This window comes from Pedobacter rhodius (assembly GCF_027213645.1).
Lineage (GTDB): Bacteria > Bacteroidota > Bacteroidia > Sphingobacteriales > Sphingobacteriaceae > Pedobacter > Pedobacter rhodius.
Genome location: NZ_JAPWGL010000003.1, coordinates 396,429 through 420,955 on the forward strand (window position 1 = coordinate 396,429; position 24,527 = coordinate 420,955).

Consider the following 24,527-nt stretch of genomic DNA (forward strand, 5'->3'; position numbering starts at 1 on the left):
AAATGTTGATAATTAAAAATAGCTCTCTTGTTTGACACCGCAACCGGGAGCAGTATTGATGGTGCCGCCGCATGCTTTGGCATCATTGGTACCACATCCTTGAACACAGTTGCCACCCAGGCAATTATTTGCGCCTTCGCCTTCACCTCCCAGAATCATATTATTTGCCTCGTAACTCATTACAGTAAAGCCTCCTTGCAACTTGCCATCTGTATCAAGTACCATTTCAGTAATCGCTTTTAACGATTTTTGATTAGTATTTTTCATAATCTGATAATTAAGTTTGAGCAATTATCAGGCGTTTTTTATTGTACCGCAGCCGGCGACGGTATTTTGATTGTGACCACAACCTGCTGAAAGATTGGAACCACAGCCTTCTACGCAGTTTGATCCTGAACAGTTGTTGGATTCTTCGTTTCCTCCAATAATACTTTTGTTATGTATTGGTTGGATAATGGAGAAACCGCCTGTAAGTTTTCCTTCAAGGGTTTCTCTTAATTTTGATAAATTTTTCATGTCTTGTCAATTTCAGTTTATACGGATGCACAATGAGCACCCGTATTTAAATAATGATTTAGTCTTTTTTTACACCACAGCCGGCAACGCTATTAACCGTTCCGCCGCAGCCAGCCGCAGTATTTGTACCGCAGCCAACTATACAGTTTCCTCCATTGCAGTTGTTGGTATTGTCCCCCTCATTGCCGCCAATGATGATTGAATTAAAAGTTGGTGAGAGAATTACAGCAAATCCTCCATCTAATTGGCCATTTGTCAATTCTTCCAGTTGTTTTGAAAACTGGGCTAGTTTGCTTTCATTTTTTTTCATTTTAATTGATTTAATTGTGAAACATTTATTGTTAGTTTTAAAAAAATCATTAATTGGCCCGTCCCCGGATGTCATCGTTTGCTGTTCCTCTTCCTTTATTTACCCTTAGCTTTGTGTTACCGAAATTGTACCTCACCCTCAACATTACTGACCTGTTGTAACTATTGGTACGGGAATAATTTCTGGTGATTAAAAGATCAGCGAACTGATTGACCTCTGCAATTGAATTACCATTGAAAAGGTCCGTTGCTATGAAATTCAGAGAAAATTTTCCTATGACTTTTTTTAACTGAAAGTCCAGGGAATTACCGGCGTTAATTCTTTCACCGGATATATCCTTTTTAGGGCCGTTAAATGTATAGGTTAGAAATGCAGTCCAATTTTTTTTCCGGGAAAGAAAAATATAATTGTCTAAAATCAGATTCAAATTTAAATTTCTGTCCGACACGACCGTTGAACCCACTTTACCAGCATAATACCGGTAATTGAGGTAAGGGGTAAAATAAACACTCCAAAAATTCTTGAAAAAATTTTTACTGCTATTGATGACAAGATTAAATTCATTTACGCTTCCGTAATTAACATATGTCCTCCTCAATATATTTTGATTCGCTTCTACTCCGGAAACAATAAAACTTGAGTATGCATTTTTAGTGCTGTAATAAGACAACTGAAATGCATATTGGCTGTTGTAGACATATGAAAATTCTGATTTATACACGAGTGCCGGCATCAGGAAGGGATTATTCTCAGTAAAAAAAGTCGAGTTGTTGTATGTTCTTCCCGGAAATAGCAATTCAATATTCGGACGTGATATATTTCTGGAGAAACTAACGGCGAGCTGATGCTTAAATGACGGGGAAAAACTAACCGAAAAACTTGGGAAAAGATTGAAATAACTCGAATCCCTCAGAATGTTGTCCCTGATATTTTCCGTAGAATAATTCGTGTACTCTAAACGCAGTCCGACATTTGCATTCCATTTTTTTGAAATCTGACTTTTCAATACCGAGAACGCAGAAAAATAATGCTCGTTATATAAAAAAGAATTACTTAAGGGAGATTCCACAAGATTTCCCGCTGCAGTTACATTGTTATAAGAAAGATCACTTCCGACATTGGTACTGCTGAACTGAACCCCTGAAACTAAATTAGATTTTAATGTTATGCGTCTGGAAAACTCAACTTTTTGAGAATAGTTGGTAAATTTTTGCGGAAGAATGTTAAAGTATAAAGTTGGCCTGCCAGCTGAGTTATTGCCGGTAGTGGTAAACTCTCCGCTATATTCTTTTCTTTGAAAAAAATGGTTATAGTCCAAATTAATATCCAGATAACTATCCTTTAGCTTATTTAGCTGCCACCTGTAATTTATATTTCCAAAACTGTAGGTATACTTATCGTTTCCATCGTAGGCCGAAATCTCGGTGGAATCAGTAAGCGGATGATTAAAATTTGTATTTCCATTAAACCTTGATTTTCCGGAAACACCTGTTCTCCAAAGCTTAATGCCAAGAAAATTTGCACTGTCGATATCATAGTCAAGATTTACGCCGCCGCCGGTTACCAGGTATCTTCTGAAATTAGTGCTGTTTAAGTTTTCAAGCGCCCCCGAGTTATATTTTATTTCATTTACCCTTGTCGAATAATTAAAACTCCGGTTAAAAAAAGGAATAAATTGTAAAGCAAATTTTTGCTTACTCCAGGTAACCCCTCCATTTAACATCGTGGTATTATATGCAGACTGAACAGACTGTAACGTAAGGTTACCTAGCCAACCCTGATTAATTTGTCTCTTTAGATTAATATTTATAATACCCCCCGCTATATTTGCATCAAATTCACTCCCGGGATTGGTTATTATTTCTATACTTTTTATATCTGATGCAGGGATAGACTTTAAGGTTTGAATCAGAAGCTCTGTTGGCATCTGTGATTTCCTGTTATTAATGTATATTATAGTACCCGGTTTATTGATTATTGATATGGTCTCGCTTCGTTCATCAAGTTTAAGTAGCGGCGTATACCTCATTATCTCAATCGCAGAGTTACCTTTCGCCAATTCCGGAGTAGGTTCAAATATAAATCGATCTGCTTTTCGGATAAATACGGGTTTTGCGCTTTTTATTTCTACCGTTTTTAAATCTGTAGTGGCCGGATTTAAAAACAGCTGAATGAAGTTGTTATTCTTTATCTCATATTTTTCTGAAACGGACGAGAAGTTTTTTGCCTGAAGGTATAATTTTTGCGAAACGACATCATCGTTAAAAGCAAAAACAAAATTCCCTGAACTGTCACAGGCTGTAACTTTAAACTCCAGAGCATCCTTAAACAAGGTAACTGTTGCGTAGGGCACGCCCTTTTTATCAGGGGAATTGACCTTACCGGATATCTTATATTGCTCCTGGGATCTGCTCACGCGGGTTTGTAGTAATGTTAAAATAATTGTGATTGTTGCTACTAAAAAAAACTTGGTAACTAAAACCCTGCTATTTGTCGGAAACGCGAAAAAGGGAGGAGAGCAATTCATAAAGTATTGGCAGGTAAACGTTCTGAAGTTATTGATCAGCGATTTTTGTTAATTCAATCTTGTCCAAAAATTCCGGATTCAGAAGTTTTTTATGCAGAACGTGAACTTTCCTATACAGAATGGCATTAAACAAGCTTTTTTTAATAAAAAAAGTTCTTTGTACAGGCCGAAAATAGTTTTACATTTAATTGCTGCGATTTGTATGATTCAGGTTAGTCATATGACTTTAAGCAAAACCTCAAAGAATCATTGATCCTGATTAACTTATTATTTAATTGAAATGCATACATGTATCATAATTGACGATGAACAATATGCCATTGATGCTCTCAAAGGTTATATTCAAAATTTTCCTGGCCTTATTGTTCGTGACTGTTTTACAGATCCTGTGGAAGCGCTTATCAAAATCAAATCCTCAGAACCCGTCAGCCTGATACTACTTGATATTGACATGCCAAAACTAAATGGATTAGAATTATCAAGAGAGGTAAGAAAAAAGACTGATAAACTTGTTTTTACGACCGCTCACACGAAGTACGGTTATGAGGCATTTAAAGTACAGGCCGATGATTACCTGCTAAAACCATATACATTAGCAGAATTTGTGGTTTCCATGAATAACCTGTTTCCCGAACCGAATGTTGAGCGTAAAAGTTTAGAAAAAGAAGATTCATTTTTAGTGAAGAGCAAGGAAGAAAATTTAAAACTGATAAAGATAAATTTTTCAGATGTTGTGGCCGTAGAGAGCAAGTCGAATTATATAATGATACATACAGTTAAAAGAAAGGTCCTAACTTACATGTCCCTCTCTGAATTCTCAAAAAAAATCACGGGCCAATCTGGATTTCTCCAATTCCAGCGTAGCTTTTTGATAGCTGAAAAATACATTGATTCAATAACCGGAAATTCTATAAAAATGACAACAGGGCTTGAAGTAACTGTTGGAGAACACTATCGGAAAACGTTTTCATCCTTCATTTCCGAAAGGATATTAAAGTCATCTAAATAAACTTCCCCAACAATTTTCAGTTACATAGATTACTGATAAGGCGGATAACCTGTTAAGGTTGTTGTAACCATGGTGGTTGTAGGCTCAGTACTTTTCATCGGCAATTTGCTGAAATTTCTTTTGAAGATAAAAACTTTTCTAACAGTTAACTTAAAAATCTTATTTTCCATAAATATTTTTCCGTTAACCTAGCTTCAAAAGAAACAGACTTAAAATATTTTATGCAGAACGGCAAATAAACTATGTAGAACCCGTGATTTCACATGACTAAAAAAATATCGATTTGGTTGCGCAAGAAGCAACTTCACATCATGGTGTGGGCAATTTTTATTACCTATGAAACAGTTGTGATAGGATTGATCTTCAATATCTTTGGTAACCCGATCACTTACATAGCACATTATACGATTATTATCATCTTATTCTATTTAACCACAGATGTCGTTTTCCCAAAAGTTTTAGAGGGAAAAACGCTTCTGTTTGTTCGTATTCCGGTGTTTTTATTCTTTTACTTATCACTTTATATAGTTGCTCACTATCTTGCCGATCTCTGCTTAATAAGGCTTAACATTATTACTAATGAAAAAACTTATGACCTTAACTACCAGTTTATTTTAAAGAATCTCTACCGCGGTCTATACTTCCTTGGTTTTGCTACAGCTTATTATTTTTTAAAGCAATACCTGCAAGATGTCCGAACAAAAAAGCAGCTTTTAGAGGAAAACTTAAATGCTGTTATCAAACAACAAGAGATTGAACAGGCATTAACCAATAGCCAAAATGCATTTTTAAAAGCACAAATAAATCCACACTTCCTATTCAATACATTGGATTTTATATACCACAATATCCAATCGAACCCGGACCTCTCAGCAAAATCTGTAATATGTTTATCCAAAACCATGAGATATGCTATTGATTCCGACTTAATGGGTCCTTATGCACCAATCATGCAAGAAATTGCTCATGTGGAGTCCCTGATAAATCTTTACAAACTAAGAAACAGTTCATTAGACCTGAACATCACATATCCTCAAGAGGTAATTACTTTAAACCTAATACCTTTGGTATTACTCACGCTTGTGGAAAACATTTTTAAACATGGAGATCTTACTGTGCCTAATTCCAGCGCCGGGATAACCATTTCAATTGATGATGGTTCACTTTGCATCCAGACCAAAAACTATATTAAGGAACCTATAGATTTCAATTCTAAAAGTGAACGTGGCATTGCAAACATAAAACAACGACTGCTTAATGCCTACGGAGACCATACAAGTTTTAAGCATTTTCAACTTGAAGACCAGTTCTTTGTAGAAATTAAAATCAGCTTACTGGAACTTAATCGCTGTTTAAATTCATAGTAAATGTTTTGGATTACCACTTTAATTATGGAACACCATTCTTACATGCAGCACTAATTTTTTATATTTTATTCTTTATATCTAACCTGCAATTATGCCAACAACTATTATATCACATAGCCATACCGATATATAGGAGAAATTTATTGATCAGGTTGGGATTAGTTGTTAAAAACATTTTACAAAAAAAAAGCCACCCAAATAGGCAGCTCTAACTTTCTTAAAAACAGGATTTTATTTTGCTAAAACCATTGCATTTTTCTCCGCTTCCATGATACTTTCAGAAGCATATGATTCCGATTTTAGACTGGCGAAGTCAGTTAATTTTACATTTTTCATGTTGCTGGCAATCATTGTACTTTGATCGGCAGTACCGTTTAATTTCAATACCGCATCATCCTTAACAATAGTATATAAACTGCCTGCTGTAGTTTTTATCTTCGCTGTAGCACTCTGACTCAAAAACAACTGAAGGTTTTTTACATCGAAATTATTGCTGGTTACCACAACTGATTGACCATAAGCTTCAATTCTTTCCAAATCTTTTACGGTAATGTTCAGCGTTACCTGATTTGTTTCTAATGAATTTATAAATAAGGTTTTTCCGTCAGTTGACATTGAGGTTTTTGTAGCATCATAGTTGCTCACACCCTCTACATTTTGCTTTTCACCTTGTGTTAAGATGATTTTAACGTTTCCACTTACCCAAATTCTGTTGAATTTTGATAATGAAGAAGTTTTTGTTTCTGCCTTAACTGGCTCAGCGGCAAAAGTTGCCATTGCTGATGAAGTGAATACTACTGCTGTTAATGCTGCTGCGAATAATGTTTTTGCTAAAGTTTTCATATCTTTTATATTTTAGGTTTTTGCTATTGTTTGTTATTAAGACGCAGCCATACATCAAACGTTGCAGCCAAAAACCGTGTATTATACCAGCATTACCAACCAATAGACCAACGCCTGTAATTTCTAGACGAACGGTAAATAATTTTTCATCTGACTAGGAAGATTTATAAAGAGCTTGTCTGCGAGCGCCGTCAGTTCTCCATACTGATTTGAAATGCCCGACATAGTCTTTGATTAGATTATCTTAAACCTTTTTAATCAGGGTATTCCGTACGGAAACCCATAATTATATCTCTTAAATTCCTCCTAATTTGGTCCGTATTAATTAAAACAAGAATATGAAAACAACTTTTACAAGATCATTAAGGTCCAATACACTGTTTATTTTATTGATGATGAGCAGCTCCTGCAAGAAAGCAGAAATAGAAACTGCAAAGGAGCCGGATAAAGTTCCTATAGTTTTTTCTTATGAAGTTACTTGTGATTATTGCGATATCTCATATACCGACGCAACCAATCAGATAAAAACGGTAAAGAGCAATATGGGTAAATGGACTTATAAAATCGAAAAACAAGTTGCCTTTGACTTAAAGTTAAGCGTGTCCACGATCATTTCAAGTTATCAATCCATTCATGCCTATATCTTAAAGGATGAGACGGTAGTATATGGAAATCTTGGTTACAATCGAGCAGACATTTCCTACAGCACGGCTTCAGGGAACGGCACATCAAGCTTTGGCAACTATGTTTCCAACACTTCAACCGGCGGAAATAACACTGGTGGAACAACCGCACCCAGTTCTTCGGTTTGTGGAGCAAAAAATAAGACCGGAGGCTACTGCAAGCGTGTCGTTGTTGGCGGTGGCAGATGCTGGCAGCACAAATAAATTCTCCCAGACGTATCTTCTATTACATTTTTACTTGAACAAGAAGTATTAACACCTTATAAAAAAAACCAAAACAAAGTCTTGAAAATCAAATATTTGCGAGACTTTGTTCTGGTTTAAATCTAAGGAAGTGGTCCCGACGAGAATCGAACTCATATCTAAAGTTTAGGAAACTTCTATTCTATCCGTTGAACTACGGGACCATTTTATCTGCCGCAAATATAATAAAAGTTTTAAGCGGAAAACTGATAGTTTAAGTTGTTTTTTATATTCATAACGGTAACCTGCCGTAACAAGCCAGCAATGCCAGATCCAAAAACAAAGCAAATTGCTAACTTGTTGTTCTTTAATATTAAAACTAAGATTTTATGGAAACTAAGATGATATGGGCTAACCTTGCCGTAAAAGATTTAGAAATAACCGCTAAATTTTACAGTGATTTAGGTTTCAAACCCAATGGAACCTTTAATGCCGACTTGGTAAGTTTTTTGTTTGGAAAAGATAACTTCATAATTCATTTCTTCCTGGCGAAGCAGTTCAAAAATGCAGCGAGGCTAGAAAATGCCGCACTAAACACCGGAACTGAAATTATTTTTAGCCTCTCGGCCGACAGTCGTGAAGAGGTAGATTTATGGCTGGAAAGGGTTAAAAAAGCTGGTGCAACGATATATGCAGAAGCTGAAGATTTTGATAAAGGTTATACATTTGGCTTTTCAGATCCTGATGGGCATAAATTTAATGTACTTTACTGGCCATCTTACTAGAAGAAAAAACCTTGCAGAAACACAAGTTCCTACAAGGTTTTGCGGAGCTGTTAATCAATCAAAATACTTTGAATACCTTTTTCAAGAGCAGTATCCTGAATAACTGGTATAGACGCACCTTCAACTCTGAATATGCTTACATCTGTCATGCCTAAGAAGCCAAGCACTGATTTGAGATAAGGAGCAGCAAAATCGTAACCTTGCATTAGACCGTCTGAGTAGATACCGCCAGATGCGATTGCCAGATAGACCTTTTTGCCTGTAATCAAACCTTCCGGGCCATTTGCGCCATACTTAAAGGTAACGCCAGCTCTTGCAATATGATCAACCCATGCTTTAAGCGTTGATGGAATACCAAAATTATAGAACGGTACATCAATAACGATAATATCTGCATCCTGAATCTCTGCTATGGCTTCATTCGAATGGCGGATGGCTTCTACATTTTCGGCACTTCTGTTCTCTGCAGGCGTAAAAAATGCCACAAGATGCGCTTCTTCGAGATGTGGAAATTGTTGTTTCGCTAAGTTGTGCTCATGGACAGTAGCGCCCGGATAGGTTTCCTGAATTTTTGAGATTATGGCTTTGCCCAATTTTATGCTCATCGAGTCTTCGCCGCGAGGACTTGAAATGATATGAAGAATTTTTTTCATTTTATCTAAATTTATAAGGCAAATTTAGAGATAGCCTTCCAGCTAATTTTATAACTATCCCAAAGGTTAGCGCTATCCTTTTAGAAAGTTAGAAGCAGTTTGAGGCATGAAAAAGCCCTGGCTATGCAGGGCTAAAGTATTTATTTCGTTTATAAAGGCGTCTTAAAGTAGTTCGGAATAACACCAATTCAAACTTAAAAGTTCGTCGCTTGTGAATCCAGATTATCTAATCACACTACCTTCGGCAAACTTTTCAGAAGGCGCTACAAAAGTAAGTTTTCCTTCTGAATTTTCTGCCATCAAAATCATACCTTGAGATAAAATTCCTTTAATTTCTCTTGGTGCCAGGTTTACAATTAGGCTTACCTGCTTACCGATGATGTCTTCCGGCTTATAATGTTCAGCTATACCGGAAACAACTGTACGCTCATCCAGACCAGTATTAACGGTCAGCTTTAGTAACTTCTTGGTCTTCTCTACTTTTTCTGCAGCAATAATAGTTGCTACACGAATATCCATGGCAGAGAAATCATCGAAATTGATATTTTCTTTTGCAGGAGCTGAAACAGCTGTTGTCGCGTTTGAAGCTTTGCTTTGATTTAACTTTTCGATCTGGAAATCGATCGCAGCATCTTCAATTTTTTCGAATAGCAATACGCCTTCTTGAATATCATGGCCACGTTTAATGAGGGTTACAGAACCCGCATTTTCCCAGCCTTGCTTTCCATTATTCAACATCTTCATCAGTTTATCTGCGGTAAATGGTAAAAATGGCTCAATTAAAATTTGAAGGTTCGCACAGATTTGAAGCGCAATATGTAAAATGGTACGAACACGATCTTCATCAGTTTTAATCAGTTTCCAGGGTTCTGTTTCTGCCAGGTATTTATTTCCTAAACGGGCAACGTTCATTACTTCTGAAAGCGCCTCCCTGAACCGGTAATTTTCAATTGAAGCCGATATTTTTGCCGGGTAACCCGCCAATTCATCAATTACATTTTGATCTTGTTCTGTTACCGCCATTAAAGTGGGCACCGTTCCATTAAAATATTTGTGTGTAAGCACAATAACCCGGTTTACAAAATTGCCTAAAACCGCAACCAATTCGTTATTATTTCTGGCCTGAAAGTCTTTCCACGTAAAATCGTTATCTTTTGTTTCCGGTGCCGTTGCTGTTAATACGTAACGTAAAACATCCTGCTTACCTTCAAACTCCCTGAGGTATTCGTTTAACCAAACCGCCCAGTTTTTTGAAGTGGAGATTTTTTGTCCTTCGAGATTCAAAAACTCATTAGCCGGCACATTATCTGCAAGAATATACCCACCATGTGCCATCAACATCGCAGGGAAAATAATGCAATGGAAAACAATGTTATCTTTTCCGATAAAGTGTACTAATTTAGTATCTTCATCTTTCCAGTATTCTTCCCAACCGCATTTATCGGCTTCATAATTGTTAATATAATATTCTTCTGCTTTCGGATTCCATACATCAAGCTTTGCATAATTGCAAAGTTCTTTTGTTGCGGAGATGTAGCCAATTGGGGCATCGAACCAAACATATAAAACTTTACCTTCTGCATCGCGAAGCGGAACATGAATGCCCCAATCCAAATCGCGGGTCATGGCACGGGGATGTAATCCTGCGTTCAACCAGCTTTGGCATTGGCCATAAACATTTGGCCGCCATTCTTTATGGCTTTCGATGTATGCCCTTAACCTTTCTTCATACTTATCCAAAGGCAGGAACCAGTTTTTAGTTTCTTTTAAAACAGGTTTATCACCCGATAAAGTTGATTTTGGATTAATTAAATCTGTTGCATTTAGGGTTGTGCCACAGTTTTCGCATTGATCGCCATAGGCATTTTCATTTCCACAATTCGGACAGGTACCGGTTATGTAACGATCGGCTAAAAACTGCTTCGCTTTCTCATCGTAATATTGTTCGGTAATTTCTTCGGTAAAAACACCTTTATCGTAAAGGGTTTCAAAAAAATCTGCAGCAGTTTGATGATGTGTTAAAGACGATGTACGATGGTAAATATCGAATGAAACGCCGAACTCTTTAAAAGAATCGCCAATAATTTTGTGGTATTTATCTACAACTTCCTGTGGCGTAATACCTTCTCTTTTAGCTTTCAAAGTAATGGGAACACCATTCTCGTCAGAACCACATACAAACTTTACGTCGCGTTTATTTGAACGCAGGTATCTTGCATAAATATCTGCCGGAATATATACACCGGCTAAATGCCCGATGTGTACAGGTCCGTTTGTATAAGGCAATGCTGCAGTAACTGTATATCTTTTTATTTTACTATTATCCAAAACAATTCATTTAATTTGACAAAGATATTGTTTAGCCATGATTATACAGCCCCCATATTTAAAAAAAGGAGATAAAATCGCGATTGTTTGTCCTGCGAAAAAACTTCCAAAGCCTATAGATTATGCCATTTCGGTTTTAAGAAGTTGGGGATTGGATGTAATTATCGGTAAGAGTGTGTATGCAGAAGCGCACCAGTTTGCGGGTTCTGATGCTTTAAGGGCTTCAGATATACAAACTTTCTTAGATGACCCAATGGTAAAAGCGATAATCGCTGGTCGTGGTGGTTATGGTACCGTTAGAATTATTGATGAATTAAATTTTAGCAATTTCCAACAAAATCCAAAATGGCTGGTCGGTTTCAGTGACCTCACCGTTTTATTAGCGCATCTTTTTGCTCAACAAAAAGTGCAATCCATGCATGCACAAATGCCTTACACTTTTGAGGATTCAACGCCGGAAGCCTTACTATCTTTGAAGAAAGCGCTATTTGGCGAACATCAGTCTTATTCATATGAAAGCACTTTTAAAAACAGGTCGGGTAATTGCCGCGGAACATTGATTGGTGGAAATTTAACTTTACTTTGTATGCTCCAGGGTTCTTCATCTGAAATGGATTTTAACGATAAAATCTTATTTCTGGAAGATGTTGGTGAACATGAATATTCAATCGACAGAATGTTCAGAATGCTTAAAAGAGCCGGAAAACTCGCTGATTTGAAAGGATTAATTGTTGGTGCTTTTAATGAAATTGAGGAAGAAAAAATCCCTTTCGGACAAAGCCCGGAAGAAGTAATCTGGGAAATTGTAAAGGAATACGATTACCCGGTTTGCTTTAATTTCCCGACAGGGCATATTGATAATAACATGACGATGATTGTTGGTGCAGAAATTGATTTAAAAGTTGAAGCAAATCAAGTAGAATTTAAATATTTATAACATGGCAATATTAGCTAATTTAGGAAGATACCGGAATACCGGTTTACTTTTATTACGAGTTGGATTAGGGATTATGTTTATTATTCACGGTTTCCCTAAACTGGCCGGCGGAATCGATGGCTGGACAAAATTAGGCGGAAGCATGAAAGTAATCGGCATTGATTTTTTACCGGTATTCTGGGGATTTATGGCAGCAGCCACAGAAACTTTTGGTGGTTTTTTATTGATTGTGGGTTTATTTTTCAGGCCGGCTTGTATTTTATTAATTTTTACGATGATTATTGCTGCTTTGGTTCATTTTTCAAAAGGTGACGGATTACAAGGCGCAAGTCATGCTATTGAATTGGGCATCGTATTTTTTGGACTGATATTTATTGGTCCTGGAAAATACAGTGTTGATAAGAGATAATTTTTTTATTTATAAACACAAAAGCCGGCAATTGCCGGCTTTTGTGTTACATCTGGTTAGCAATTAGTTTTGAACAATTAATTTATTGTTTTGAACCTCAACTGAAGATATTGGCCAAATATAGCCAGCAGTATTGAATGGTATTGCAGGTGCAGTTCCCTGAGAACCACTTTTAGCGACAAAACCTAAGCCTTGTCTCATAACATCAGGCGAACGAAAACCTTCTCCAAGTAATTCGATTCTTCTTTCTGTTAGAATTGTATTTTTTAAATTTGCCGGCAATAAATCTGTTGCAGAAAATACATAACCAGGATTTGAACGTTGTCTAACAGCGGTTAATAACGCTATCGAACGTGTAGGATCCGTGGTAACAGTAGCTTCTGCTAAATTTAATAAAACCTCTGCATATCTAATTACCGGAACATAGTCTGTATATGGCGACGGCCTTTTAAATTTAGTCAGGTAAGTATTTCCTCCTGACACAGCTGTTAAGCCTTTTCTAGCATCAGTTGATCCGGCTGCAAATGCAGCATTAGCAAAAATACCGGTCGGGTTTAAGAAAAATTCCTCATTACCACCGGCATTATTAGTCGCTACATTATAATAATATGCTAACTGGTTTTGCGTTCCTGGTGCATCTAAATCGGCCATAGGAAATGTTAATGCCGTTTCTGTAGCAGAGGCATTACCCACATAAGCACCACCAAATACGGTTGCAATATTACTCTCTAATTTTAAAGGTGCACCTGTAGTTGCCGAAAACGGAGCGGTTGCCGATACAATTTTGTTTGCCTCTGTAACCACAGCAGTTAAGTTACCCATAGAAAGATATACTCTTGTTTTAAGGGCGATTGCGGTATTTCTCGATGCCCGTGTTGCAGTAAGCGTTAATGCTAAGTCTGGCTCAGCTTCGTCCAGATCTTTTAAAATCTGCGTATAAACTTCTGCAACAGTACTTCTTTTCAAATCGTTGCTGCTTAAATCTTTCTCGCCTTTTAACCTTAATGGCACGCCTAAACTTGCACCGTTATCTGTGATATAAGGCTTGGCATAAAGTTGTAACAGACTGTAATAAGACAATGCACGTAAAAACTTTGCTTCTGCAATATACTGTTTGGCAAGTGCTGGAGTAAGTTTTGATGCATTTGCATTTACGCCTTCAATAACCAGGTTGGCCCTGTTAATTGCCGCGTATACAGCACCCCAGAGGTTCACAACTTCATTTGTTCCTGAAGTTACGTTAAATCTCCAGGTATCGAGTCCGGTTACGCCGTTAGGCTTGTTTACCACAAAATCTTCTCCGCGGATGTCGCTATAAATTTGGTATCTGCCGCCCAAAAACTGCCCGTTCTTTACACCTGCATAGATGCCGTTAACCTGTGATAAAATTCTGTCTGGATTTGAAAAAGCATCTTCAATTGGTAAAGCCGTATCCGGTGCAGTGGTTAAGAAATCCTTTTTACATGACGTTGCAAATAAAAATGGTGCAGCGATAAAAAGATATTTTATTTTATTATTTATTTTAATTTTCATGATCTCTAATTTTAAAATCCAACATTAAGTCCGAAAGTGAACGTTCTTCCAGATGGAACAGAGTTTCTATCAACACCTGGTGCAAGGTTACCACTGTTTCCTGTTGTAGTAGAATTTCCATTAACAGAAACTTCAGGATCTGGCCCCGGGTAGTTTGATATAATCCACAGGTTACTTGATTGTGCGTATACCCTGATGCTACCAACACCATATTTACTTAGCGCCGTTCTTGGTAAAGTATACCCTAAAGCTAAATTACGAACTTTCAGGAAATTGCCGGAGAATACGTTTTGAGACTGGGCAAAAGCCGAACCATTTGAAGTATTGTCGCCATATACCAAACGCGGAATATCAGTAACCTGACCAGGTGTTGTCCACCTGTTTAAAACACCCGCTTCATTATTCCAGAAACGTTGATCTCTAAGACCTGCTAACGAGCCATAATAAATTTTATTTCCTCCTGAAAATGTTAGACCTAAAGTTAAATCAAAGGCTTTATAGCGGAAATTATTATCTAAACCGCCAAACCATTTTGGTATAGACTGACCTGTAATTGTTGCATCTAAAGCGGCATCGATTGCAGGCGCATTCTGGCCTGCATTGGCCCCGTCAAGGTATTGGTAACGCGCAGCAGTTGCACGGGCAAAGCTAAATCTTAATTTTTGTCCAAATCTGTTTATGAAGATTCTTTCTCCTGTTGCCGGGTCGACACCAGCGGTAGGAACTGTATAAATTGAACCAATCGGATAGCCAACTCTGGTAATGTTCGCTGTTTCTAATGAAGTTGCACCGAAAACATCAGCGTTGTTGTTACCTAGGGCAGTTACCTCATTTTTCAGGGTACTGAAAGTTAAGCTTGTAGACCAGGTAAAGTTGTCGTTATTAATGTTTTTCGAATTAATTGTAAACTCGAAACCTTTATTGTACATTTTACCAACGTTAGTGGTAATTGCATTTCCCGGAATCCCTTTTGAAGGAGACTGAGGTGCATTTTGGACAAGGTTATCGATATTGTTATGATAGTAATCCACATCAAGGGAGAATCGTCCTCCCAAGAATTCCAGGTTTACCCCAACATCAGCTTTTTTACTGGTTTCCCATCTTAAATCAGGGTTACCAGCCTGCGAGAAGCTAAGTGCCGGAGCAGAACCGTAAAGTCCCGGGCTATATAAAAATAATGCAGGATAATTACCGATATTGATGTTACCAACTTCACCATAACTACCATGAAACTTAATACGTGTTAATATTTCACTTAAACGAGATCCTTTGTAGAAATTCTCTTCTGAAAGTGCCCAACCTGCTGAAGCACCTCCAAAGTTACCATATTTATTACCTGCAGATAAGCCTGAATAGCCATCACGTCTGAATGATCCGGTAAGGTAATATTTCTTTTTATAATCATAGTTAATGCTTCCAAAGTATGAACGGAAAGCATTATTTCCCTGTACCAATCCGGCAGGTGTAATGGTTGCAAAAGAACCCTGGAAAACCTGAATGAATGGATCAATTACACCTTGTCTTGTTGCACCGTAACCAGCTGATTTGGTATATTGATCTTCAGCACCGATAAAAGCACCTAAAGTATGATCCCCAAATACATTATTATAATTTAAAGTGTTAGACCAGTTCCATCTGCTGTTTTTAACAAAAGTGCTTGTTGCACCCCCATTATAAGAGAAACCATCACCTTGTATCCGGTTTACGAAAGCATTATTATCTACCTTAAGGTTATCTAAACCGTAAGTAGTTTTAAATGTTAATCCTTTAACAATTTCAATTGATGCGTAAGCATTAGCAATAATACGATCACTTTCAGAAGTATTTTTATCTTCATTAACTAGAACCGCTGCATTAGGATAGTTAGATGCAATTGTATTCGCGCCTAAACCAACCGCTCCGGATGCATTTATATTATATGAGCCATCTTCATTATACGGAGATACGTTTGGAGGAAGCACAATTGCCAACCGACCTAAACCTACGGTAGAAAAAGCCTGACCCGGTAAAGAGCCCGTATTAGGTGCTCTATTCAATGTATTACTATAAGAGAAATTCGTACCTATAGTAACATTTTTAAATAATTTGTGGTCTAAATTTACACGGCCATTCTTTCTTTCAAATGAGTTACCTAAAATAAAGCCTTCCTGATTACCATAGCCAACGGATACATAATAAGAAGTTTTTTCATTTGCACCGGAGAAATTTAAAGCGTGGTTTTGAGAAGTCGCTGTCCTGTAGGCGTAGTCATACCAATTGGTTTCAACCTGAGAGCCGTCTGACCTGGTTTGCAGAAAGAATGCGGGTGCAAGTCCGATATTAGTTCTTGACTCGTTCTTGATTAAAACATATTCAGAGGCATTTAAAAGCGGCGTCAGGTTTTGAGCTTTAGTAGAACCAACCCATCCTTCATAGTTAATTTTTGTTATGCCTTGTTTACCTTTTTTAGTTGTTATAACTACAACACCATTTGCAGCTCTCGAACCATAAATTGCAGAAGAAGCTGCATCCTTCAGGATATCGATAGATTCAATATCTGCCGGGTTAATATCGCCCAGTGCATTTCCCGCCGCACTATTAGAAGACTGATCGCCTGTAAAAACAGGTATACCATCAACAATAATTAATGGATAAGAACTTAAGGATATTGAGTTAAAACCCCGAACCCTGAAAACAGGCGGGTTGTTTAATACACCATTAGGTTGAATAATGTTAACACCGGCAGCTTTACCGGCTAAAGCCTGCTCAAAACTTTGGATAGGTTGATTTCTAAGTTTTTCGCCGCTCACACTCGCAATGGATCCGGTAACATCTCTTTTAGATTGAGTTGTATAACCTGTAACAACTACATCTGTTAATGTTTTAGCATCTGTTTCTAACGCAGCATTAATGACATTAGAAGTTCCTATTGACTTGTTCTGGGGTACAAATCCTATAGAAGAAAATTCCAGTGTTCCAGTTTTTACTGATGTTTTGATGGAATATTTACCATCTGCCGCGGTTGATACACCACTTGTTGAGCCTTTGATTTTTACACTTACACCTGGAAGCGGGAGTCCGTCTTCCTTACCTGTAACTGTTCCTGTGATTGTTCTTTCTTGCCCGAATGCGGCTCCCGCAATAAATAGCAAGATGAACAAACTTTGTAAAAGTTTTTTCATAAAATTAGTTAAGATTAATTAGTTAGACACTAATGTATAGAAAACCTTAACGTAATGCAAATTTTACGATAATAAATTCTACTGATTAACTAGGATTTTGAGTACAAATGCGACTCGATTGATGTCAAATAAGCAATTGTATGTATTATTGAAGCTTATAAGAACAAAATTTACTTCAAATCATTATAAAACTTTATTAAAGCAGTTAAATCTTCATCTTTTTTAAAATTTACCTTGTTTGTTTTGAGATAGGAGTCTATTTCATTTTTTTTATCAGCGAGAATACTAATAAAACTGTTTTTATCATTTTTTACCTGTGTAATTTTTCCGTCAACTAATAAAAAATAAATTTTATCATCCATTATTTTTTTTGTTGTTACAGAAGAATTAAACTCCTTTACTTCAATTATATTTTTGGTTAATTTTTTCAAAAGCGTTGCCTTTCCCTCTGCCATGATTAAATAATAAGATAAATTATTAAATGTTTTAACTGCCGGGTAGCCGTTCTTAAACATATCTTTCTCGATATGAAATTCATTTACAGGGTTGATAAATTTCATTGATATGCTATCCTTTCCTAAAAAATACACCTGATCATCATACAAATTGTATTTCAGACTTAAATTTGAATATATAACTCCTGAAGCTATTTTTGCAGACCCTAAGCGCCAGTTTGGATAGAGCAATTCTGAACCTTCTACATTAACCAGCTTTATTTCTTTGGCAGGACTACCATCCTGATAAGTTAAAGCTTGTGCCAAAACTTGTTTGGTATTTGCACTTAAAAATAATAATATTAAAAGGTATTTCATTTGATATTAATTTGAACTTTAATAAAGCTAATATATTTACCCAAATTAGTCAAGTGGGCAAGGATATCTATAAATAAAAAATGCCCCCAATAAGTATTTAACTTTATGGGGGCATTGTATTTTTGCATTGAGGATTAGTATCCTGTATTTTGTACAATTATATTTCCAGAAGTCAGAACTTCTCTTTGAGGAATAGGATATAATGCTCTGTAAGCCTGAGAAATCCCTAAAGTAGATATTAAATTATATCTTCTAAGGTCAAACCATCTATGGCCTTCATGTGCTAATTCTACTCTTCTTTCCGCTAAAATAGCAGTTAAAATATCTGTCTGAGAAACTGAAACCAATGGGGTTAAACCTGCTCTTACTCTAATCACATTTAAATCTGCTAAACCATCAGCAATTTTTACTGCGCCACCCTGACGAACTCTTGCTTCTGCACGAATTAAGTAAATTTCTGCAAGCCTGAATACGATAACGTTATCATCTCCTGTAGAAATTCTGGTGAACTTTCTTGTTTTAGATACCGGCGCTACCGTTGTAAAGTTAATCGCCTGCCTAACGTCATTTGGTTCATGAGCTGCATTTAATGCCTGAGATGAACTAATCTCATTCCGCCCGCCAGTAGCAGTTGTATAATAATAGAATGCAATACTATTTTGATCCGCTGAATTGTAATCCAGTTCAAAGATAGATTCAGCTGAGTTTTTGGTTGCCCAGATATTAGCATAATTTGCATTGGTTAACAAAGAATATCTTGCACTGCCAATTACTGTTGTAGCCAATGCTTCTGCATCTGCCCATTGCTCTCTGTATAACTGAACCCTTGCTTTAATAGAGTTTGCTACATCTTTACCAATTCTATTTGTAATTTTATTTGCAAATGTTGGTACACCAATAGCAAAGTCTAAGTCAGCTAATATTTGAGTATAAACCTGTGCCTCTGTATTTCTTGGGATTGGAGTTGCATCCGATTCTGTAAGTGTAGGTGTAAGTTTTAAAGAAATTCCAACGCCATTAGCTTTTCCGTATCCATCATTTGAACCACCGAAATACCTTAATAAATCAAAATACATTAACGCTCTTAATGCTCTCAATTCAGCAAGTGTTGCATCTTTATCTAAAGCGGCATCTGTAATACTAGGAACAGCTGCAATCATTGTATTTGCGTTATTAATGCCATTGTAAATCGTGTTATACATATCACTTATGTTAACATTATCTGTCAAAATTTGATTATTAGCAATTTGCGCATACGTTGGGAAAGTACCAACGTGACTTAAATTACCGCCACCTAATTCTGCGAAGGCATTGTATTGCAATCCATAATAGTTTCCGCTTTGTAAGCTGTTATAAACGCCAAACAGACCGGCTCTCACACTTGCAACATTTGTAAATGCCCCCGACGCTGCTAATGATGCCTGAGGCTTTTGAGCTTCTAGTTCCTTCTTGCAGGAAGAAAATACTGTGCCTGCCGCAAAAAAGAAAGCCAAATATTTATATTTTATATATTTTCTCATATCAAGATTCATTAAAAAGTTAAGTTTAAACCGAATGTATAAGTTCTTGCTTGAGGATAAGTTAAGAAATCAGTACCTGGAGCGGTATTGGTTACTGAGAAGGTACTTACCTCAGGGTCTAAACCTGAATAGTTGGTAAAAGTGTAAAGATTTTGAGCAGCAACGTATAATTTAATTGCTGAAACCTTAAGTGTATTTAAAACTTTCGGACCAAAATTATAACTTAGACTAACATTTTTTATTCTTAGAAAATCGCCATCCTCTAAAAACCTGTCTGAAACCCTTCTGTTATTATTTGGATCTCCGTAAACAGCTCTAGGCATATCCGTATTCGTATTGGTTGGCGTCCATCTGTTTAAAGTAGTCGCTAACTGACCAAAAACACTGTTCATCCCTTCACCGAAAGAACGGGTATTCGAATAAATCTGATTACCGCCCTGGTATTGTAAGAAAACAGATAAATCGAAGTTTTTATATTTAAAGTTATTCGTAAAACCACCTTGATAGGTTGGCATACCTTTACCAATAATTTCCTGATCTAAGGAGTTAATCACACCATCTCCATTTAAGTCGGCAAATTTAATATCACCAGGTGCGGTAGATGTTAAAGGACTTGCAGTTACGGCCTGGGTTGGTGATGCGGCAATTTCCGCGGCACTTTGGAATATACCCAAAACTCTGTAACCTCTAAATGCACCTAACGGTTGGCCAGCTTCTACCCATGAAGCGAAACCTGCGCCAAATGGATTACCAGAAAGTTCTACAATTTTGTTTTTATTTAACGAAATGTTAAAGTTTGAGGTCCATGAGAAATCTTTATTATTAAAAATCACACCTGTTAAAGCAACTTCTAAACCTTTATTTTCTGTTTTACCTAAATTAGACTGAATGGTTGTAAAACCTGATGAGCCAACAAGAGGTTTACCCAGCAATAAATCAGTTGTTTTTTTCTGGTAAACATCAAAGTTTAAAGTTAACCTGTTATTAAATAAGCCTAAATCTAAACCTAAATCTAATGCTGCTGTATTTTCCCAGGTTAAATTAACATTTCCTAATTGAGTTGGGGCTAAACCCGGATTTTGAAGGTAATTTGAGCCACCACCTACCAAAGGTAAAGACGTAAAGTTTCCGATTTCCTGATTACCTACAATACCGTAACTCGCTCTTATTTTTAAATCGCTTATGGCTTTCGCGTTTTTAAGGAAAGATTCTTCTGATAATCTCCATGCACCTGATACAGCAGGGAAAAATCCATATCTCTTCTCTGATCCAAATCTTGATGAACCATCTAAACGGCCGGAAGCCTGGAAAATATATTTTCCTTTATATGAATAATTCGCTCTGGCAAAATAAGATTCTAAGGCATTTGAACTTCCCCCTGAACTTGCTGTTGTTCTCACAGAACCAGCTGATAATCGTCTGATATCGTTACCAGGAAAGCCTGTAGCTGCAGCTAAAATATTCTCATAATTTGATTCCTGATAAGAAAAACCTGCAAGTAAATTTACGTTATGAGCACCCCCGAATACTTTAGCATAATTTAAAGTATTATCAAACACGTAATTAACTTCCTGATTCTGACCTTCAGTAGCTGAACCACCTGAACCCGCACCCGCATTAGTAAGTGTAGATAAGAACGTTCTGTCTTTTGCTGTAAAATAATCAACAGACGCTGAAGATCTAAAAGTTAATTCAGGGGTAAATTTATATTCCGCACCACCCGATGCCAATAAACGATTGCTGTAAAATTTAAACGTATTTTCCAAAGCGCCTGCAAGTGGATTATCAACAGATGAAATTGCATCTCTGCCATAAGTACCATTTGCATTGTAAGCAGGAACATGTGAACCTAATAAGAACGCACCACTTACGGTACCATAAATATTATTATCGTTATTTAACCGATTGTTTACGGAACTACTGAAGCTGGTAGATAATGTTAGTTTTAATTTATCTGTTGCCTGATTGTCTAAATTTAACCTTCCGCTAAATCTTTTGTAACCACTGGCAATAACCACCCCTTTTTGATCAAAAAATGAAGTTGAAATCGCAAATTTTGTTTTATCATTTCCACCACGTGCATTCAATTCATAATTGGTAATTGGTGCGGTTTCAAAAATCAAATCCTGCCAATTGGTTGATGGATAATCGCTCGGATTGGCACTTCTTACGCCGGCTCCAATTCTTGTATCGCTATAATTAGCTGTTCCACCATATCTTGCATTTACAGCATCATTCATTAACTGAATGTATTGAGGACCAGTAAGGGTAGGGATTGTTTTAGCTACTTCCTGAAAACCTGAATATACATTGGCGCCAATTTTTGTAGCCTGATTAAGACCTCTTTTGGTATTAATTAGAACGACACCATTTGCAGCCCTTGAACCATAAATTGCAGTAGCAGCAGCATCCTTTAATATTTCCATTGATTCAATATCACTAGGGTTAATATCCCCTAATGAGTTTGTAAGCTGTCCGCCAGCCGCAACCTGTGTATATGAACCCGTGGTTACCGGAATTCCATCAACTACATAAAGTGGTTGATTACTTCCTGAAATTGAACTTGCTCCACGAATATTGATGGAAATACCACCACCCGGTGTACCTGACGCCTGTGTAACCTGAACACCGGCAACACGGCCTTGCAAACCCTGTTGAGGATTTAATATGGGTGTATTTTGGATATCTGCGGCACTAATAGATCCTTGAGCACCTGTTAAGCTGCCTTTCTTTTGTGTACCATAACCAACAACAACTAATTCATCTAAATCGTTTGCAGAATTTAATAAGGCAACATTAATAACATTTGAATTCGTTAAACGGATAGTTTGTGTAACATAACCGACATAGGAGAATTCTAAACCTGTTGAATTTGAATTAACAGTAAGTGAATACTTACCATTAGCAGAAGTAACAATGCCTCCCGGGCTACCTTTTACCCTCACGCTAACACCAGGAATTGGCAATCCATCAGCCTGTGAGGTAACTGTACCTGTGATTGTTCGGTTTTGCGCCATTGCAGTCACTGCAACAAATAGCAACACGAACAAACTTTGTAAAAGTTTTTTCATGAAATTTAAGTTAATTAATAATTAGTTTTCGAAGCTAAATATAGAGTTCAAAAACCTATTTAACATAAATTAACAAAAAACCAGATAATTATTACAATACTAAGACAAACAATTGCGTTTCAAGTAAAATTGTTGCTTGGATATCACTTATCTATAATTCTTTGCTTCGGCATCATATACCTATCTAAACAATTAAGTTTTCAAAGGTTTCTAATTCAATTTAAGCTAGAAATGAATAGAAATTTTAAATCCGGAATGAAACACTCAAATATTTTTAACAAAAAAGGCTGACCCTAAAAATAGGGTCAGCCTTTTTAACAGAAATAAAATATTTATTATTTTTCCCAGAATATTTTATTATTGAAGATATTAATCACAGGAACATTTGCTGCATTACTAGCTAATTCATTTTGTGGATAAGGTAATCTTAAAGGTAATTTACCACCGCTAACATTATTCAAACCAATTGGAATATTTGTTGGAAAACCTGTTCTACGATATTCAGCCCATGCCTCGTTACCATTAAAACCATTATTTGCAATCCATTTTTGAGTGATAATAGCCTCAAACTGACGTGAAGCAGCTGTTGCCAAAGTCCAATTAACTAATGGAGATGTTGAGCTCGTGTAATAAGTACTGGCTGCCGCAGCAGTTGAACCTAATAATTTAAATGATTCTTCTATACCCGCTTGATAAGCAGCTTGAGCTGCTGCCGCGCCACCAGGAAGATAACCTTTTAAAATAGCTTCGGCTTGCAAGAAAAATCCTTCAGATGCTGTTAATAAATATGCAGGCTTAGCAAAACCGCTATTTGCACTTGAAGGAAGAACGCCTGCGCCAACTGCAGAATAATTATCCTTTTTTGTTGTTGGTGTTGCGGTTGTTCCGGGATAAACACCTGTATAGGTTTGAGTTGCAGGAATTGGCGCAACAGCTGGCCTGTAAATCAGTCCGATTCTAGGATCAGAAGCAGCACTTAAGAAATCAACCGCAAATTTATTTGCTCTTGTTGCCTGATAGTTTGAAGTTTCAGCTCCAGTCACACTAAATCCTATCTGTCCATATAAAGGATTGAATTTACCAGCCTGATTTATATAACCAGGATTTACACCAGCATTTTCACCCGCTGCCAGGAAAGTTGCACCAGACAATGATGCAAATCCGGCAGTTACTTTAGCAGCACGGGAAGGGATTAAAGACTGTCTTAATAAAACACGTAACTTCAATGTGTTCGCAAATCTTGTCCATTTACCCATTGCAGTTGTAACGGATGAACTTCCAAACATAATATCACTTGCAGCAGTTGGATTATCTGCTCCGGCAGCCGTATTGATACTTGCAAGACCTGCATTAAGCAGATTAAGAATACCGTCATAAACGTCTTCCGCCTTATCAAATTTTGGTGAAGTTACTTCTGTTCCTTTTAAAGCATCGTTAAATGGAACATCGCCCCAAGTATCAACCAGTAATTGAAAGTTATAAGCTTGCATAATTTTAGCAATGGCAACAGCATTTTTTTTGCCTGATGCGGTTGCCTGTGTTTCTACATACTTATAATCATTTAATCCGCCTGCATATAATGATGTCCAAACAGCATCATAAGTATTCGGTGTTAACTGATATGTTTCTTGAGGCTGGTAGAACAAGAAATCGGGAGATTGCCCCCAGTTTCCGGTTAAAAGATTTCCTAAAACATTTAAGTTATTGTTAACTACAGTTCCGGTATTACTTAATGCCGCTGGCAAAACAAGTTCTGGTGTAGTGGTTGTTGGCGTATTTGGATTTTGATTGATATCCAAAAAGTTTTTCTCACAGCTTGTTACCGCAAATGTTAGCGATAATAGTGCCATTCCCTTTATAATATGTTTAATTTTCATATT

At 36.9% G+C, this 24,527-nt stretch carries 20 protein-coding genes and 1 tRNA gene; 6 read left to right on the top strand and 15 right to left on the bottom strand.

Annotated elements, in window-relative coordinates; genetic code table 11:
- Positions 1-12: 12 nt before the first annotated feature.
- The 4 genes from O0931_RS11835 to O0931_RS11850 are packed head-to-tail and all read right to left on the bottom strand — an operon-like array spanning position 13 to position 3,242.
- Entirely contained in the window at positions 13-267 is a 255-nt protein-coding gene (locus tag O0931_RS11835; protein ID WP_269415792.1) for a hypothetical protein, read from the bottom strand.
- A 27-nt stretch (positions 268-294) separates the two neighbouring features.
- Positions 295-516 carry a hypothetical protein gene (locus tag O0931_RS11840; protein ID WP_269415793.1) on the bottom strand — a complete coding sequence of 74 codons (222 nt, stop codon included), beginning with the start codon at positions 514-516 and terminating at the stop codon, positions 295-297.
- 58 nt (positions 517-574) lie between these two features.
- Complete coding sequence (locus tag O0931_RS11845; RefSeq protein WP_269415794.1) at positions 575-826, bottom strand: hypothetical protein; 252 nt, start codon at positions 824-826, stop codon at positions 575-577.
- A gap of 49 nt (positions 827-875) precedes the next feature.
- Complete coding sequence (locus O0931_RS11850; RefSeq protein ID WP_269415795.1) at positions 876-3,242, bottom strand: outer membrane beta-barrel family protein; 2,367 nt, start codon at positions 3,240-3,242, stop codon at positions 876-878.
- Positions 3,243-3,633: 391 nt separating this feature from the next.
- On the opposite strand from O0931_RS11850, the gene O0931_RS11855 reads away from it, so the two are divergent.
- Entirely contained in the window at positions 3,634-4,362 is a 729-nt protein-coding gene (locus O0931_RS11855) for a LytR/AlgR family response regulator transcription factor (RefSeq protein WP_269415796.1), read from the top strand.
- Positions 4,363-4,391: 29 nt separating this feature from the next.
- Here the strand turns inward: O0931_RS11855 and O0931_RS11860 are convergent, their stop codons facing one another.
- Positions 4,392-4,532, bottom strand: a complete 141-nt coding sequence (locus O0931_RS11860; RefSeq protein WP_269415797.1) for a hypothetical protein — start codon at positions 4,530-4,532, stop codon at positions 4,392-4,394.
- 93 nt (positions 4,533-4,625) lie between these two features.
- Here O0931_RS11860 and O0931_RS11865 point away from each other — a divergent pair, with 93 nt between their 5' ends.
- Complete coding sequence (locus O0931_RS11865; RefSeq protein ID WP_269415798.1) at positions 4,626-5,726, top strand: sensor histidine kinase; 1,101 nt, start codon at positions 4,626-4,628, stop codon at positions 5,724-5,726.
- A gap of 234 nt (positions 5,727-5,960) precedes the next feature.
- Here O0931_RS11865 and O0931_RS11870 read toward each other — a convergent pair whose 3' ends face one another.
- Entirely contained in the window at positions 5,961-6,572 is a 612-nt protein-coding gene (locus tag O0931_RS11870) for a GIN domain-containing protein (protein WP_269415799.1), read from the bottom strand.
- 338 nt (positions 6,573-6,910) lie between these two features.
- On the opposite strand from O0931_RS11870, the gene O0931_RS11875 reads away from it, so the two are divergent.
- Positions 6,911-7,459, top strand: a complete 549-nt coding sequence (locus O0931_RS11875) for a hypothetical protein (RefSeq protein ID WP_269415800.1) — start codon at positions 6,911-6,913, stop codon at positions 7,457-7,459.
- A 131-nt stretch (positions 7,460-7,590) separates the two neighbouring features.
- Here the strand turns inward: O0931_RS11875 and O0931_RS11880 are convergent.
- A tRNA-Arg gene (locus O0931_RS11880) sits at positions 7,591-7,662 on the bottom strand.
- 165 nt (positions 7,663-7,827) lie between these two features.
- Between O0931_RS11880 and O0931_RS11885 the strand changes: the two genes are divergently transcribed.
- Complete coding sequence (locus tag O0931_RS11885; RefSeq protein ID WP_269415801.1) at positions 7,828-8,223, top strand: VOC family protein; 396 nt, start codon at positions 7,828-7,830, stop codon at positions 8,221-8,223.
- A 50-nt stretch (positions 8,224-8,273) separates the two neighbouring features.
- Here the strand turns inward: O0931_RS11885 and O0931_RS11890 are convergent, their stop codons facing one another.
- A complete protein-coding gene (locus tag O0931_RS11890) occupies positions 8,274-8,876 on the bottom strand; it encodes an FMN-dependent NADH-azoreductase (protein WP_269415802.1) in 603 nt (200 codons plus the stop codon).
- A 222-nt stretch (positions 8,877-9,098) separates the two neighbouring features.
- A complete protein-coding gene (gene metG / locus O0931_RS11895; RefSeq protein WP_269415803.1) occupies positions 9,099-11,204 on the bottom strand; it encodes a methionine--tRNA ligase in 2,106 nt (701 codons plus the stop codon).
- A 37-nt stretch (positions 11,205-11,241) separates the two neighbouring features.
- Here metG and O0931_RS11900 point away from each other — a divergent pair, with 37 nt between their 5' ends.
- Together O0931_RS11900 and O0931_RS11905 are read left to right on the top strand one after the other, a co-directional pair.
- Positions 11,242-12,141, top strand: a complete 900-nt coding sequence (locus tag O0931_RS11900; RefSeq protein ID WP_269415804.1) for a S66 peptidase family protein — start codon at positions 11,242-11,244, stop codon at positions 12,139-12,141.
- A gap of 1 nt (position 12,142) precedes the next feature.
- Positions 12,143-12,550: a DoxX family protein gene (locus tag O0931_RS11905; RefSeq protein ID WP_269415805.1), complete on the top strand. Its 408-nt coding sequence runs from the start codon at positions 12,143-12,145 to the stop codon at positions 12,548-12,550.
- Positions 12,551-12,613: 63 nt separating this feature from the next.
- Here O0931_RS11905 and O0931_RS11910 read toward each other — a convergent pair whose 3' ends face one another.
- From O0931_RS11910 to O0931_RS11935, 6 genes are all read right to left on the bottom strand, one after another.
- Positions 12,614-14,083 (bottom strand): RagB/SusD family nutrient uptake outer membrane protein, encoded by a 1,470-nt coding sequence (locus tag O0931_RS11910; RefSeq protein WP_269415806.1) that lies wholly within the window; start codon positions 14,081-14,083, stop codon positions 12,614-12,616.
- An 11-nt stretch (positions 14,084-14,094) separates the two neighbouring features.
- Positions 14,095-17,244 carry a SusC/RagA family TonB-linked outer membrane protein gene (locus O0931_RS11915; protein ID WP_269415807.1) on the bottom strand — a complete coding sequence of 1,050 codons (3,150 nt, stop codon included), beginning with the start codon at positions 17,242-17,244 and terminating at the stop codon, positions 14,095-14,097.
- A gap of 170 nt (positions 17,245-17,414) precedes the next feature.
- Positions 17,415-18,056, bottom strand: a complete 642-nt coding sequence (locus tag O0931_RS11920) for a hypothetical protein (RefSeq protein WP_269415808.1) — start codon at positions 18,054-18,056, stop codon at positions 17,415-17,417.
- Positions 18,057-18,190: 134 nt separating this feature from the next.
- Entirely contained in the window at positions 18,191-19,576 is a 1,386-nt protein-coding gene (locus O0931_RS11925; protein WP_269415809.1) for a RagB/SusD family nutrient uptake outer membrane protein, read from the bottom strand.
- An 11-nt stretch (positions 19,577-19,587) separates the two neighbouring features.
- A complete protein-coding gene (locus O0931_RS11930) occupies positions 19,588-22,647 on the bottom strand; it encodes a SusC/RagA family TonB-linked outer membrane protein (protein ID WP_269415810.1) in 3,060 nt (1,019 codons plus the stop codon).
- Positions 22,648-22,982: 335 nt separating this feature from the next.
- Positions 22,983-24,524, bottom strand: a complete 1,542-nt coding sequence (locus O0931_RS11935) for a SusD/RagB family nutrient-binding outer membrane lipoprotein (RefSeq protein ID WP_269415811.1) — start codon at positions 24,522-24,524, stop codon at positions 22,983-22,985.
- Positions 24,525-24,527 lie beyond the last annotated feature (3 nt).

What these genes read in the sequence shown, in the direction of transcription:
- O0931_RS11875 (WP_269415800.1), top strand. Translation starts at nt 6,911, where the DNA reads ATGAAAACAACTTTTACAAGATCATTAAGGTCCAATACACTGTTTATT.
- O0931_RS11905 (WP_269415805.1), top strand. Translation starts at nt 12,143, where the DNA reads ATGGCAATATTAGCTAATTTAGGAAGATACCGGAATACCGGTTTACTT.
- O0931_RS11935 (WP_269415811.1), bottom strand. Translation starts at nt 24,524, where the DNA reads ATGAAAATTAAACATATTATAAAGGGAATGGCACTATTATCGCTAACA.
- O0931_RS11845 (WP_269415794.1), bottom strand. Translation starts at nt 826, where the DNA reads ATGAAAAAAAATGAAAGCAAACTAGCCCAGTTTTCAAAACAACTGGAA.
- O0931_RS11870 (WP_269415799.1), bottom strand. Translation starts at nt 6,572, where the DNA reads ATGAAAACTTTAGCAAAAACATTATTCGCAGCAGCATTAACAGCAGTA.
- O0931_RS11900 (WP_269415804.1), top strand. Translation starts at nt 11,242, where the DNA reads ATGATTATACAGCCCCCATATTTAAAAAAAGGAGATAAAATCGCGATT.
- O0931_RS11865 (WP_269415798.1), top strand. Translation starts at nt 4,626, where the DNA reads ATGACTAAAAAAATATCGATTTGGTTGCGCAAGAAGCAACTTCACATC.
- O0931_RS11860 (WP_269415797.1), bottom strand. Translation starts at nt 4,532, where the DNA reads ATGGAAAATAAGATTTTTAAGTTAACTGTTAGAAAAGTTTTTATCTTC.
- O0931_RS11835 (WP_269415792.1), bottom strand. Translation starts at nt 267, where the DNA reads ATGAAAAATACTAATCAAAAATCGTTAAAAGCGATTACTGAAATGGTA.
- O0931_RS11855 (WP_269415796.1), top strand. Translation starts at nt 3,634, where the DNA reads ATGCATACATGTATCATAATTGACGATGAACAATATGCCATTGATGCT.
- O0931_RS11840 (WP_269415793.1), bottom strand. Translation starts at nt 516, where the DNA reads ATGAAAAATTTATCAAAATTAAGAGAAACCCTTGAAGGAAAACTTACA.
- O0931_RS11890 (WP_269415802.1), bottom strand. Translation starts at nt 8,876, where the DNA reads ATGAAAAAAATTCTTCATATCATTTCAAGTCCTCGCGGCGAAGACTCG.
- O0931_RS11925 (WP_269415809.1), bottom strand. Translation starts at nt 19,576, where the DNA reads ATGAGAAAATATATAAAATATAAATATTTGGCTTTCTTTTTTGCGGCA.
- O0931_RS11930 (WP_269415810.1), bottom strand. Translation starts at nt 22,647, where the DNA reads ATGAAAAAACTTTTACAAAGTTTGTTCGTGTTGCTATTTGTTGCAGTG.
- O0931_RS11885 (WP_269415801.1), top strand. Translation starts at nt 7,828, where the DNA reads ATGGAAACTAAGATGATATGGGCTAACCTTGCCGTAAAAGATTTAGAA.
- O0931_RS11920 (WP_269415808.1), bottom strand. Translation starts at nt 18,056, where the DNA reads ATGAAATACCTTTTAATATTATTATTTTTAAGTGCAAATACCAAACAA.
- O0931_RS11910 (WP_269415806.1), bottom strand. Translation starts at nt 14,083, where the DNA reads ATGAAAATTAAAATAAATAATAAAATAAAATATCTTTTTATCGCTGCA.
- O0931_RS11915 (WP_269415807.1), bottom strand. Translation starts at nt 17,244, where the DNA reads ATGAAAAAACTTTTACAAAGTTTGTTCATCTTGCTATTTATTGCGGGA.